Raw genomic sequence first — 13,467 nt, 5'->3', positions numbered from 1 at the left:
GTTGAAAGGTCAGGCGGCGACGTCGCTCGACAGCAGCGCTTCTGCCATGCCGGTCATGATTGCGCGCTTGCCGGTAAAGGGTTCGCGACCGTGTACCGCGAGCATGTTGTCGATGAACAATACGTCGCCCTGCTGCCAGCTGAACCGCACCAGTGAGTCAAGGTAGGCCGATCGCAGCGACTCCAGTACTTGTGGTTCGATCGGTTCGCCGTCGCCATAAAAGGTGTTGGTGGGCAGGTCGAGGTCGTTGAAGTTGCTTTGCAGCGAATCGCGGACCGCCGGGGGCAGGGTGCTGATGTGGAAGAAGGTCGCGTGGTTGAACCAGACTTCCTCGCCGGTACGCGGGTGACGCACCACGGCTGGCCCACGCTGGCGAGTGCGCAAGCGATTGTTGTCCTTCCATTCCACTTCGATGCCGACGCTGGCGCAGTAGGCTTCCACTTTGCTGCGGTCTTCGGACTGGAACACGGTCTGCCACGGCAGGCCAAAACCGTCACCGTAGTTGCGCACGTACAGCACACCTTTCTCACGGAACCGCGCTTCGATTTCGGGGCTGATGCTCGCCTTCACGGCACGGGTCGAACCGATAGGCGTTTCACCGCCGGTTTCGGACGGGATGTGGCAATAGAAGAACAGCCGCAGCGGAAAGCGTGGCGAATAAGAGTGCTCGTTGTGCGGGAAAATCATCTGATCGGCCGGGTAATCGGTCGAGGTGTAGATGTTGCCGCCGACCCGGGTGCGCGGCGAGGCGCGGAACATGTATTCCAGCGCGCCGGGGGAGAGGGCGACGATGACCTGATCGAATTGCTCCACCGACAGCACCGAGAACCCGCGAAACAGCAGGGCGCCGTACTGCAGTAGTTTCTTCTCCAGGGATTCGCGCTCCCGGGTCGCCCAAGCGACCAGATCGACGCCGCTGACTGCCGGCTCGATCACCAGTGGCAAGGCGTGGTCCGGGCTCAGCAGACGTTCGCTGACCAGTTGCTGCTCCGAGACGTTCATGGCTTTGCGGCGCACGGCGCCAAGGGCACGAGACGATGGGGGCACGATAGACATAAAGGCATCCAACTCGGTTAGAGGGTCAATGAGCGACGTTTGGTTTGCATCATCTGGCTGCGACCGGCCAGCGCCTGGGACTGTTGGCGTTCACGCTGGAAAGTCTGATCCCAGGTGCCCAGCCGTTCGGCCAGTGCCGGCAGCGGTTCGTCCAGCAGGTTTTGGGCTTCGTCCAGCAGGCGTGTCCACAGGTGTTGCAGGCGCAGGGCGCGATCCTGATCGAAGTATTCGCCGCGGTACTTGAGGGTCGCGTCGATGCCTTTGGTGCCGTGCACCAGATCGAGCACCAGGTGGAAATCTCCCGGTGCCTGCACTACGTCCAGCGAAGTCATACGTGCACCGGCGATAGCGGTCGGTGTTACCCGTGACGGTTGATAGTTGAGCTTGACCTGGAACAGCGGCGAGTGACCGGGACGGCGCTCCGGCGCCAGCGCCGACACCACCAGATCGAAAGGCAGACCCTGATGGGCGTAAGCCAGTCGCGCTTCATCGCGCACCCGCTCAAGGAAACCGGCCAGCGTCGGTTCGCCGTGCAGGTCACAGCGCAGGGTCAGCTGGTTGACGAAGAAACCGATGACGTCGTTGTGTTCCGCCAGCGGCCGGCCACTGACATCGGTGCCCAGCAGAAACTGTTGCTGCCCGCCGAGTTGCTTGAGCACCAACTGATAGCTGGCCAAAAGCAGCATGAACAGGGTCATGCCTTGCTCGCGGGCCATCGATGCAAGGTGTTCGCAGGTCGCCTGGGGCACCGTGAAGTTCAGGCTGTGCTCGCCCGGGGTCTGGCCGCTACCACCCAGTTCGAGGGTTTGCGGTACGTTTGCCAGATGCTCACGCCAGAAGCCTTGTTCCGCGGCGATTCGCTGTTCGCTCCAGTGCGTGGCTTCCCATTGGGCGAAATCCAGGTACTGCACCGGCAATTCAGCGTCGGCCGAACCGGCCAGTTCCGCCAGCAGCACTTGCGCCGAGCGCCCGTCGAAGGCGATGTGGTGCAGGGTCAGCAGCAGGTCATGCTGCCCATCTTTAAGGCTGAGCAGTTGGGCGCGCAGCAGCGGCCCGGCCTCGAGGTTGATTGGCGTGGCGTGTTCGTTTGCCAGACAGTCGCTGAGTGCCTGCTGTTGCTGCGGCCCGCTCTGATCACGCAGATCGTGCCAGGTCAGCGGTACAGTCGTGGCTGGTAAAACCTGTTGCTGCGGCCCATCGACGCCATCCCGATACACCGTACGCAGCACACTGTGACGATTGACGAGGGTGTTCAGGCGCAGCGCCAGGGTTTCGATGTTCAGCGGACCTTGCAGGCTCAGGTGCAACACCAGGTTGTGCCGGGTGTCGTCCGGATTCAGTTGGCGCAAGAACCACAGGCGGCTTTGCGCGAATGATTGACGACTCTGGCTGACGTTCGCACGCTCGGTCGAGGCGCTGGCCGTCGGTGATGGCTCGCCCAGGAACACCTGCAAGGCCAGCGCCCATTCCTCCAGCGTTTGTTCGCCGAACAGGCTTTGGGTGTCGAGGTTCCAGCCCAGATCCTTGTGCAGGCGGGCGGCGAAGTCGGCCACGCTGATGGAGTCCAGACCGAGGCCGATCAGGCTGAGTTCAAAGTCTGCCGTCAGGTACGGATTGACCTCGTGCAGGGTTTGCTCAAGCCATAGACGGCACGCGGTTTGCGCGAGTTGCGGGGCATTGCCCACGCGATGCTTCAGTTGAATGAGGTCAATGGTTTCGCTGTTCGACGCGATCTGCCCACCGCTCTGGGCAATGATGCTCAAGGTGCCCGCGGCCAGTTGTTTGCGAACACCCTGACGAGCGATCTTGCCGCTGGTGGTCATCGGAATGGTGCCGGCTTCCACCAGCACAATCTGATCAATGCCGCAGTCGGCAGCTTCACGCACGGCGTTTTGCATCGACGCAAACAGCGCCGGGTGATGCGCCGGGTCGACGAACTTGCGTTGTGGCTCGGCGACGATCACCAGTTTCTCGCGGCCCAGCACCGGGTCCATTTCCGAGAACGCGGCGATGCGTCCGGTGCGAATGCCTGGCTCGGAATCGGTAATGGCAAATTCGATGTCGTGGGGGTACAGGTTGCGCCCGTTGAGAATCAGCAAGTCCTTGAGCCGCCCGCAGATCACCACCTGGCCTTCGTGCATGAAACCCAGGTCGCCGGAGCGCAGGTAGTTGCCGGGCTCACCGACAATGCGCGCCTCAAAGGCTTCGCGACTGGCTTCGGGGTTTTTCCAATAGGCTTCGGCGTTGCTCGGGCCCCTCAGCCAGACTTCGCCGATGCGATCGGCAACGCAGCGTTCATGGCTCTGCGGGTTGACGATGGCAATACTGTGCAAGGCTTGCGGATAACCGCAGGCGACGAACTCCACGGCGGCGGCATCGGTGGCCGCCAACTCGACGCGACCGGTTTCCAGTACGGCCTTGTCCAGGCGCAACACTACCGGCAATGCGTCGGCCGGCGTGGCGCTGACGCACAATGTCGCTTCGGCCTGGCCATAACCGGGGCTGATTGCCAGAGGGTTGAGACCGCAAGGGGCAAAGCGCTGGGCGAAGGCTTCGAGGGTGCCGGGGTGGATCGGTTCGGCACCGTTGATTGCGTGTTGCCAGGCGCTCAAGTCGAGCTGTGCGATAAGGCTGTCGCTGACCACCCGGTTGCACAGGGCGTAGGCGAAGTTGGGGGCAAAACTGGCGGTGGCGCGGTAGCGACTCAACGCCTGCAGCCAGGTTGACGGCGCGTTGACGAAGGTCTGCGAGGCCATCAGGTAGCAGGGCATGCCGCTGTAGAGCGGGGCCAGCAAACCGCCGATCAGGCCCATGTCGTGGTACAGCGGCAGCCAGTTGACCATGCCGCCATGCTCATCGAAACCGTAGGCCTGACGCATCAGTTCGACGTTGGCGATCAGGTTGCGCTGACGTACTTCAACGCCTTTTGGCGTGCCGGTGGAGCCGGAGGTGTATTGCAGGAACGCCACGGTCGCACCGTCCACGTCCGGGCGTGTCCACTGACTGGCCGGCGGCGTGCCCAGGTCCTGGACCGTCAGTACATCGACCTGGTTTTCCACCAATTCCAGCAAACCCTGGCAGTGATCCGCGGGTGCCAGGATCAGTGCCGGTTCGGCATCCACCACCACCTTGCGAACCCGGTCGAGGTGCCGGGGCTTGCGCGACGGTGGCGGGAACAACGGCACGGCGATCAGGCCGGCATATAAACAGGCGCAGAACGCGTGGGCGTAATCTAGGCTGCTGGGCAGCATCAACAACACGCGATCGCCCGGGGCATAGCGCGATTGCAGTGCGGCCGCCAGCGATCGGGACTGCTCGTGCAACTGGGCAAAGGTCAGGGTTTCGCCGATCTCGACGCCGTCCGGCAGGAAATGCAGGGCAGCACGCTGCGGGAAATGCCGGGCGTTGGCTTCCAGCACTTCGATCCAGTGATTGAATGAGAACATGTGCAATTCACGCCATGGCAACGATGACTTTGCGGTCACCGGTGTAAGGATTGCGGCCGTGGGCGACCAGTCGATTGTCGAGCATCAGGATATCGCCGGGCTGCCAGGGAAAACTGATGGCAGTCTGGCGATAGACTTCGCGCACGGTGTCGAGCACGTCGTCGGGAATGGCCGAGCCGTCGCCGAAATAAACGTGCCGTGGCAGGTTCTCTTCACCCACTGCCGCCAGCAGGCTGGCGCGTACGCCCGGTTCGATGGCCGAAACATGGAACAGGTGCGCCTGGTTGAACCAGACCCACTCACTGGTATCGGGATGCTGCAGCACGGCGGCGCAACGCTGGCGGGTGCGCAGGTCGCCATCGGCTTTCCATTCCCACTCGATGTCGTTGTCCTGGCAGTAGCGTTCAACCTGGGCGCGCTCTTCGGTGTTGAAGACTTTCTGCCAGGGCAGGTCCAGTGCGCCGCTGTAATTGCGCACATATAGAAGCTCGCGACTGGCGAACAGCTCGCGGATCTCGACTGGCATGCGCTGGTAGATCAGGCGGCTGTCGGCAATCGGCGTTTCGCCACCAGTTTCACTGGCCTTGATGCAGTGGAACCAGATGCGCGAAGGCCATGGCCGGGTGTAGGCCTGCTCGTTGTGCAAGGGGATGAATTGATGGGCCGGGTATTCGGTGGAGCTATAGACCCCGGCAAACACTTTGCTGCGCGGTGTGGAGCCGAATTCGTAACTGGCCAGCGGTGCGCCGAAACTGGCGGCGAAGCGCTTGAAGTCGATGGGCGTGGCAACGCTGAAGCCACGGAACAGCACCCCGCCAACGGTGGTCAGCGCATGGGGCAGGCTATCGCGGATCGACGCGTCGATATCATGAATCGACTGTCCCGGCGCCGCCTGTACCAGCACGGGTAACGACAACTCGATGCCATCTGCTGGAACAATGGGAAAAGGCTCGGAACGCCCGTTCAGGTGTTCGATTGAGGTCATCCGCTGCGCATCCTTTTTATCTTTTTTTAGTCAATCGGTACGACGCTGGCACATCTTGAAAACAAGGCAGAAATCGCCAGCGCAGAGCGCGATTTAAATGTACACATTCTGATACATAGCGGCATATTAATTACTAATGAGATGGATTATCAATATTATTCCCTTTTTTTTTTTTTTGGATTAGACTCCGCCCCGCTGGCGCCGTAGAGCATTCAGCTAGTTGAAAAACAACAAATATCTGTAGCAGGGGAGCGGGGCGTGAATTTCAAAAGAAACACAATTGCGTTGGCTGTGGGGTCGGCCGTGTGCCTGGTAAACAGTGCATGGGCAGTCGAACAGTCGAACACATTGGAGATCGCTCCGATCACGGTGACGGGTGAAAAAATCAACCGCACCCTGGAGCAAACCCAGTCCAGCGTCGTGGTCGTCACCGACGAACAGCTGCGCGAACACGGTGACAAGGATCTGGTGGATGTGTTTGCTCGTACGCCGGGTGTGTACAACCAGGCCGGCAATGAAAACTGGGGTATTCGCGGTGTGCCGGTGTCCGGTTTCGACGACCAGGGCCCAGCGACCCTCAACGGTGCGGTATCGGTTTACATCGACGGCGCCCAGCAGCCGAACCGCGCACTGACCCTCAGCCCGATCCCGCTCTGGGATGCAGAGCAGGTCGAAGTGTTCCTCGGTCCGCAGTCCACCACTCAGGGCCGAAATTCCCTGGCCGGTGCGGTGGTCATCCAGACCAAGAATCCAACCTTCCAGCCGACCTTCTCGGCGCAAACCAATGTGGGGACATATGGTGAGCACGGAGCGGCCGTTGCCGGTGGCGGTTCGATCGTTGACGACAAGATCGCCGGACGCATCGCCGTGGATTACCAGGAAGGTGACGGTTACATCCGCAACGTTGCACTCAATGACGATGCCAACCCGCGTCGCACCAGCAACGCCCGCGGCAAATTGCTGATCCTGCCCAATGACGACACAGACGTTTTGCTGACCTACGCCCATGGTGAAAACCGTCAGGGCGACCGCTCGGTGATGCGTGTCAACGACAAGGTCCGTTATTACGACGTGTCGTCCGATACCAAGGCGTTCGACAACCTCAAGCAGGACACCCTCAGCGCCAAAGTGGATTACCGCCTGAACGATGCCTGGTCCCTGACCAGCCTCACCGCCAATACCCGTTCGGACTACAGTAACCGTCTGGACTTCGACCAGACTGCCGACGCCAACCAGGTCATTCTGCGCAAGCAGGACGGCGACCTTTTCAGTCAGGAGCTGCGTCTGAATTACACCTCGGACACGGTCAAGAGTTTTGTCGGTGCCTACTATGGTCACAACACCAACAACTTCCACGACAGGTTGTTGTTCGATGACGAACTGTTCGGCACCGTCAAGGGTGATACGAAGATTGAAAACAAGGCGGTGTTTGGTGAAGTCAACTGGACGTTCGCACCGCGCTGGACGTTGATCACCGGTCTGCGCTACGACCACGAGACGAACGACACCGACATCGATCAGGATGACTTCTCCAGCCCGGGGGAAGTCAGCAAATCGTTTGATGCCGTACTGCCGAAACTCGGTATCGACTACGAGCTGGCCACGAATCAGTACCTCGGTTTCATGGTGCAGAAAGGCTATCGCGGCGGTGGCGTCAACGTTCGCGCCGGTGGCGGTCACCAGCCCTACGACCCGGAATACACCACCAACTACGAGCTGTCCTACCGCGGTTCGTTCTTCGACAAGAGCCTGCGTACCCGCGCCAACCTGTACTACACCGACTGGAAAGACCAGCAGGTTAGTATGCTGGACCCGAACACTGAATTCGTTCAAGTCTTCAACGCCGGTCGCAGTGACATCAAGGGCCTGGAAGTCTTTGTTGAAAAAGACATCACTGAACAGCTGACCCTGACCGCCGGTGGCGCCGTTACCGATGGCAAGTACAAGGACTTCGTCACGGGTGACGGCCGGGACATGAGCGGCGAGTCGTTCCTCTATGCGCCTAAATACAAGATGTCGGTGGGCGGTACCTATCGTTGGGACGACCGCCTGACCTTCAACACTGATGTCACCTACCAGAGCTCCACGCCGTCGGAATACGAGTTCGACGCGGACGGGCAGGTCATCGACGAGCGCAAGAGCGATAACTACTGGCTGGTCAACTTCAACACCGAGTACAAGATCACCAAGAACATCGCCGTGTCCGGCTTCGTGAAAAACGCCTTCGACAAGGAATACGTCACCAACAACCGCAGCGGCGACATCATCGACGTCGGCGCGCCGCGCACGGTGGGTCTGGTTCTGCGTTACGACATGTAACCCCATGGGCGCGGGGAGGCAGGCTCCCCGCGTTCGGTTTCAAGGTTGTCGCTGCCTCAGACGTTCGTATTCAGGCAGCCCCGTTCCCTTCCAAACCCAGCCTCCCTGGAGGAAATCATGAGTGCCTTTTCGAATGTCACAGCGGGTGGCGCGCAACAGCTGCGCCTGTTGCATACCGGTCTGTCGAGCCCTTACTGCCTGGATCCGACGCCACTGCTGGAACGCCAGCAACAGCAGGAGTCCAATGCCCGCAGTTACCCGCGGCGCATTCCACTGGTGCTCGAGCGAGCCCATGGCATTTATGTGCAGGACAGTCGGGGGCAAGTGTTTGTCGATTGCCTGGCCGGTGCTGGAACCCTGGCGCTGGGCCACAACCATCCGGTGATTATCGAAGCCATCACCCAAGTCATGGCGGCCGGTGTGCCGATGCACACCCTGGACCTCATGACCCCTGTGAAGGATGCATTCGTACAAGAAATTTTTGGCTGTCTGCCCACAGAATTCGCTCGCAATGCGCGCATCCAGTTTTGCGGCCCAAGCGGTGCCGATGCGGTCGAAGCGGCGCTCAAACTGACCCGCACGGCCACGGGGCGACACTCGATCCTGGCGTTTGAAGGGGCTTACCATGGCATGACGCTGGGGACGCTGGCCATCAGCGGCAACCTGTCGCCAAAAAATGCCCTCGGTGCCTTGATGCCAGGCGTACAGCGCCTGCCGTTCCCCCACGATTACCGTTGTCCGTTCGGTGTTGCCGGCGAGCAAGGCGTGACCTTGAACCTGCGCTACCTCGAGCATTTGCTCAACGACCCGGAAAGCGGTGTCACCGCACCAGCGGCAATGATTCTGGAACCGATCCAGGGCGAGGGCGGGGTGATTACCGCCCCGGATCGCTGGCTCCAGGAACTTCGCCGCTTGACCCAGGCTCACGGCATTGCGCTGATCGTCGACGAGATCCAGTGCGGCATCGCCCGCAGTGGCCAGATGTTCGGTTTCGAGCATTCCGGTATCACGCCGGACGTCATCACCTTGTCCAAGGCCATCGGTGGCGGTCTGCCGCTGTCGGTCATGGTCTACAACGACTCGCTGGACGTCTGGCAGCCTGGCGCCCATGCCGGCACATTCCGCGGCAATCAACTGGCGATGGCGGCCGGTACCGCGACGCTGCGTTTCATCAGGGATGAAGGGCTGGTGGCCCACGCCGAAACCGTCGGTGCGTGCCTGCGCCAGCATCTGCTGGCGTTGAAAAACGAGTTCGCCTGGGTCGGTGATGTGCGCGGTCGCGGGTTGATGCTGGGGATGGAGATCGTCGACCCGGCAGGCACCCCGGACGTGCAAGGGCATCCACCGGTCGACAGCGCCAGGGCCAAGTACTTCCAGCAGGCGTGCTTGCGCCACGGGCTGATTGTCGAACTCGGCGGGCGTCATGGTGCAACCGTGCGCTTCCTGCCGCCGCTGATCATCACCGAACAGGAAATCGATTTCGTCGCACACATTCTATTCAAGGCCGCTTGTGCAGTGAGCGACCACTTCGATCGCTGACCGCCGATTTGCCCCGGTGTCGTTGTACGGGGCATGTCACTGAGCCAGAGGCTGCGTTCAGGCATCCCAGCAGCCCGTCGCGCATATCCTTGAAGACCACCAGTCCAGGTAGCTGGACGATCCCGCCACCCTCTCGCGCCACGCGTCGCAACGTTATGACGTCATCGAAGAGAAACTGGCCGAGCTCGATAAATATGTGCCTTACTTGACCGAGGATGAGATGGTCAAGCGCGGCGCCATCTACAAGAAGGCCGCAGAGCCCTGGGCTCCCTTTGCCGTCGCTGACCAGCGCGTGAGGCAAGGCCCGGAGTTTGAAGTGCAACACTGGGAAACCCGCCATCTTCAGGCGGCGCTCACCCGCGCAACGGGGCTGCTGCAAGGCGAACCCAGAATCGTCAGGTATCAGCGGCTGGGTTGACGCGACAGAGGGGGAGTTCTGGCACTCCTTTCCTGCGTCTCGAGATCGCCGGGGAGCCCCTGCGGGTCTCCAGCGTCGCAGCGGCGCACCGAGCCTATGGCAGCGGCTACGCCGATCGTGGTATGCCGAAACTTCTCCTCACGCCAACGGCACCGGCGCTGTCATTGCTCGAGCTATCGCCCTCGCCAATCAGACCGAATAGGGCTTGGCAGCGGTGTGGTCGTCCGACATCCATCATAGGGTCGACAGATACAATTACGGGAGGCCGTTATTGCGAATATGGCGAAACCGGGTTGTTTAAATAGTTTTATTTTTTAAATGTATCAATCGTGATTCGCGCCAATTAATAGTTGTTGAAAATTTGACATGTATCACTCGCCTTACACTTGCGACCGATTTAATGGGGTGTATGTAAAGTTGTAATGCTGGTGTTACACCCGCTTCTGCTTTGCTTCTTTGTGGTGCAGTCGAGATTTTCTTTTCCAGATTTCCAGTCTGTAACCATATGTTTTTAATAAAGATATTTTAATAGCTGGCGAATTGCCGATCTGGCACTCGTTTTGCTGCTGCAATGTCGACGCGAAACATGCGTAATCTCTGTTAAAAAAATGACAGTGTCCATGTGATGTTTGACTACGCTATTCGGAGTTCTTCGAATGTGTTCCAGAATCAAGTTGTACCTGACTGTCCGTTTATTGGCGCGGTAGAGGGACTGTCGGCCTGCGTGGCATGCCGACGGCCTTCCTGAATCAAGGTATATGAGGGATTTCACCGATGCGTATCAGCATATTCGGTCTGGGTTACGTGGGCGCTGTATGCGCAGGCTGTCTCTCTGCTCGTGGTCATAATGTGATCGGGGTGGATGTCTCGCAGGTTAAGGTCGACCTGATCAACCAGGGTAAGGCGCCCATCGTTGAACCGGACCTGGAGCCACTGCTCGAGCTGGGGGTGAGTTTTGGGCGGCTGCGTGGTGGCGGTGATGTGAAGGCGGCAGTGATAGGCACGGATATGTCGTTCATCTGCGTCGGTACGCCCAGCAAGAAGAATGGCGATCTGGATCTGGTCTACATCGAGTCGGTCTGCCGCGAGATCGGCGAAGCCCTGCACGACAACGACAGCTGGCACACGGTGGTGGTGCGTAGCACGGTGCTGCCGGGCACGGTGAAGAACGTGGTGATCCCGATCCTGGAGGGCTGTTCCGGCAAGAAAGCGGGAGTCGACTTCGGGGTTGCGATCAACCCGGAGTTCCTGCGCGAAAGTACCGCGATCAAGGATTATCACTATCCGCCCATGACGGTGATCGGTGAGCTCGACCAGCGCAGCGGTGACATGCTCGTCACACTCTATGACGAGCTGGATGCACCGATCGTGCGCAGGAGTATCGAAGTGGCGGAGATGATCAAGTACACCTGCAACGTCTGGCACGCGACCAAAGTGACCTTCGCCAATGAGATCGGCAATATCGCCAAGGCCGCCGGCGTGGACGGTCGCGATGTGATGGACGTGATCTGCCAGGACACCAAACTCAACCTGTCGCGTTATTACATGCGCCCCGGCTTCGCGTTCGGCGGTTCCTGCCTGCCCAAGGATGTGCGTGCGCTGAACTATCGCGCCGGGCAAATGGATGTCGAGCACCCACTGCTGGCCTCGATCATGCGCAGCAATGCGGTGCAGGTACAGAGAGCCTTCGACATTATCACCAGTTACGGCAAGCGGCGTATCGCGCTGCTCGGCCTGAGCTTCAAGGCGGGCACCGATGACCTGCGCGAAAGCCCGTTGGTGGAGTTGGCCGAGATGTTGATCGGCAAGGGCTACGACCTGCATATCTTCGACCGCAGCGTTGAATACGCGCGTATCTACGGGGCGAACAAGGAATACATCGAGTCGAAGATTCCGCACCTGGCTTCGCTGTTGTGCTCGGACCTTGCGAAGGTGATCGAGCAGGCGGATGTGGTTGTGCTGGGTAACAGCGACGAGTCGTTCGAAGCCATTGCGCTTCAGGTGCCCGAGGGCAAACAGGTGGTCGACCTGGTGGGCTTTATGCCACACGCCAGTAACGATCAGATCGAGGGTATCTGCTGGTAGCAGGGCGTTTGTGCAGGGCGCGGTGCTGGCGCGCCCTGAGCCAAATGGATTTATCGAACAGGGGTTGGGGGCACGGGCATGGCTGATTCCAGGGTTTACCTACGCGAAGCTGCGGGCTGGCTGTTCTACATCACCGCCCTGATGGGTCTTGCGCTGTTGCTGCCGCGCACGGTGTTCGATCCCGACTCCACGGATTTTCTCCTGTTGGTGGGGGCGGTCGGTATCTGGCGTTACTCGATGGGAGCGATCCATTACCTGCGGGGGATGCTGTTCCTTTATCTGGTGTTTCCTTATTACCGGCGCAGAGTCACCAGGCTGGGCAGCAGTGCCGATCCGTCGGAAGTGTTTTTGCTGGTCACCAGTTTTCGTATCGATGCGCTGACCACGGCGCAGGTCTACCGTTCGGTGATCGAAGAGGCCATCGGTTGTGGTTACCCGACCACGGTTGTCTGTTCCATCGTCGAGCTGGCCGATGAGCTGCTGATCAAGGCGCTCTGGGACAGCTGCAATCCGCCGGAGCAGGTCAAGCTGGATTTCGTGCGGATTCCCGGAACCGGCAAGCGCGATGGCCTGGCCCATGGTTTTCGGGCGATCTCCCGGCACTTGCCGGATGCCGATGCGGTGGTGTCGGTGGTCGATGGCGACACCGTGCTCTCGCCTGGCCTGGTGCGCCAGACCGTGCCCTGGTTCAAGCTGTTCCCGAAAGTCGGCGGGTTGACCACCAATGAATTCTGCGAGGTGCGCGGCAGCTACCTGATGAGCCAATGGCACAAGCTGCGGTTCGCCCAGCGACACATCAACATGTGTTCGATGGCACTGGGCAAGCGAGTGCTGACCATGACCGGGCGTATGTCAGTGTTCCGCGCCCAGGTGGTGACCACCCCCGGCTTTATTCAAGACATCGAGAGTGATTATTTGCAGCACTGGCGCCTGGGGCGCTTCCGTTTCCTCACCGGTGATGACAAGTCCAGTTGGTACAGCCTGATGCGGCTGGGCTACGACACCTTTTATGTGCCCGATGCGGCGATCAACACGGTCGAGCACCCACCGGAAAAGAGCTTCTTCAAGGCCAGTCGCAAGCTGATGTTCCGCTGGTACGGCAATAACCTGCGGCAGAACGCGCGGGCCTTGCACCTGGGCGCGCACCGGCTGGGCTGGTTCACCTCGCTGGTGCTGTTCGACCAACGCGTATCGATGTGGACCAGCCTGCTCGGGCCGTCGGTGGCGATCATTGCCAGCCTCAAATACAGCATCGCCTACCTGCTGATCTATGTGCTTTGGATCGGCCTCACTCGCTTGCTCTTGAGCCTGCTGTTGCTGGCTTCGGGGCACCCGGTCGGGCCGGCCTATCCACTGATTCTTTATTACAACCAGTTGGTCGGCGCAGTGGTGAAGATCTATGTGTTCTTCCGCCTCGACCGGCAATCGTGGACGCGCCAGAACACCAAACTCGACCGCGGCTTGGCCAGCTATCAGCGCTGGTTCAATACCTGGTCGTCGCGGGTCATGACCTTTTCGGCCGGCAGTGTGTTTTGCGCGCTGTTGATGTGGATCGTGTAGCGCAGGTGTCAGGGCAGTCGGCATGCCGCGCCGGCCTGCACAGCGGCAAAGGGTGAAGG

The 13,467-nt window shown here is 60.1% G+C and carries 7 protein-coding genes and 1 pseudogene; 5 read left to right on the top strand and 3 right to left on the bottom strand.

Features of this window, described 5'->3' with window-relative positions:
- Positions 1-9: 9 nt before the first annotated feature.
- The 3 genes from NVV94_RS13515 to NVV94_RS13505 are packed head-to-tail and all read right to left on the bottom strand — an operon-like array spanning position 10 to position 5,487.
- Positions 10-1,056, bottom strand: a complete 1,047-nt coding sequence (locus NVV94_RS13515; RefSeq protein ID WP_258442891.1) for a TauD/TfdA family dioxygenase — start codon at positions 1,054-1,056, stop codon at positions 10-12.
- 17 nt (positions 1,057-1,073) lie between these two features.
- Entirely contained in the window at positions 1,074-4,502 is a 3,429-nt protein-coding gene (locus NVV94_RS13510) for a condensation domain-containing protein (RefSeq protein WP_258442890.1), read from the bottom strand.
- Positions 4,503-4,509: 7 nt separating this feature from the next.
- Positions 4,510-5,487 (bottom strand): TauD/TfdA family dioxygenase, encoded by a 978-nt coding sequence (locus tag NVV94_RS13505; RefSeq protein WP_258442889.1) that lies wholly within the window; start codon positions 5,485-5,487, stop codon positions 4,510-4,512.
- A gap of 258 nt (positions 5,488-5,745) precedes the next feature.
- Here NVV94_RS13505 and NVV94_RS13500 point away from each other — a divergent pair, with 258 nt between their 5' ends.
- From NVV94_RS13500 to NVV94_RS13480, 5 genes and pseudogenes are all read left to right on the top strand, one after another.
- Positions 5,746-7,806, top strand: a complete 2,061-nt coding sequence (locus NVV94_RS13500; RefSeq protein ID WP_258442888.1) for a TonB-dependent receptor — start codon at positions 5,746-5,748, stop codon at positions 7,804-7,806.
- A 117-nt stretch (positions 7,807-7,923) separates the two neighbouring features.
- Positions 7,924-9,345, top strand: coding sequence for a diaminobutyrate--2-oxoglutarate transaminase (locus NVV94_RS13495; protein WP_258442887.1), 1,422 nt, complete (start codon positions 7,924-7,926; stop codon positions 9,343-9,345).
- Between the two features lie 166 nt (positions 9,346-9,511).
- A pseudogene (locus NVV94_RS26910) lies at positions 9,512-9,763 on the top strand (hypothetical protein); the annotation flags it as partial.
- 774 nt (positions 9,764-10,537) lie between these two features.
- Positions 10,538-11,848, top strand: coding sequence for a nucleotide sugar dehydrogenase (locus NVV94_RS13485; RefSeq protein WP_258442886.1), 1,311 nt, complete (start codon positions 10,538-10,540; stop codon positions 11,846-11,848).
- Between the two features lie 78 nt (positions 11,849-11,926).
- Positions 11,927-13,408, top strand: coding sequence for a glycosyltransferase family 2 protein (locus tag NVV94_RS13480; RefSeq protein ID WP_258442884.1), 1,482 nt, complete (start codon positions 11,927-11,929; stop codon positions 13,406-13,408).
- Positions 13,409-13,467: the final 59 nt, after the last annotated feature.

It is taken from the genome of Pseudomonas sp. LS1212, assembly GCF_024741815.1.
GTDB lineage: Bacteria > Pseudomonadota > Gammaproteobacteria > Pseudomonadales > Pseudomonadaceae > Aquipseudomonas.
Note: the sequence above shows the minus strand (reverse complement) of the source record. Positions and strands in the feature narration are given on the sequence as shown.

Excerpts from the sequence above, each read along its gene's own strand:
- NVV94_RS13495 (WP_258442887.1), top strand. The coding sequence starts at position 7,924 with ATGAGTGCCTTTTCGAATGTCACAGCGGGTGGCGCGCAACAGCTGCGC.
- NVV94_RS13505 (WP_258442889.1), bottom strand. The coding sequence starts at position 5,487 with ATGACCTCAATCGAACACCTGAACGGGCGTTCCGAGCCTTTTCCCATT.
- NVV94_RS13515 (WP_258442891.1), bottom strand. The coding sequence starts at position 1,056 with ATGTCTATCGTGCCCCCATCGTCTCGTGCCCTTGGCGCCGTGCGCCGC.
- NVV94_RS13485 (WP_258442886.1), top strand. The coding sequence starts at position 10,538 with ATGCGTATCAGCATATTCGGTCTGGGTTACGTGGGCGCTGTATGCGCA.
- NVV94_RS13480 (WP_258442884.1), top strand. The coding sequence starts at position 11,927 with ATGGCTGATTCCAGGGTTTACCTACGCGAAGCTGCGGGCTGGCTGTTC.
- NVV94_RS13510 (WP_258442890.1), bottom strand. The coding sequence starts at position 4,502 with ATGTTCTCATTCAATCACTGGATCGAAGTGCTGGAAGCCAACGCCCGG.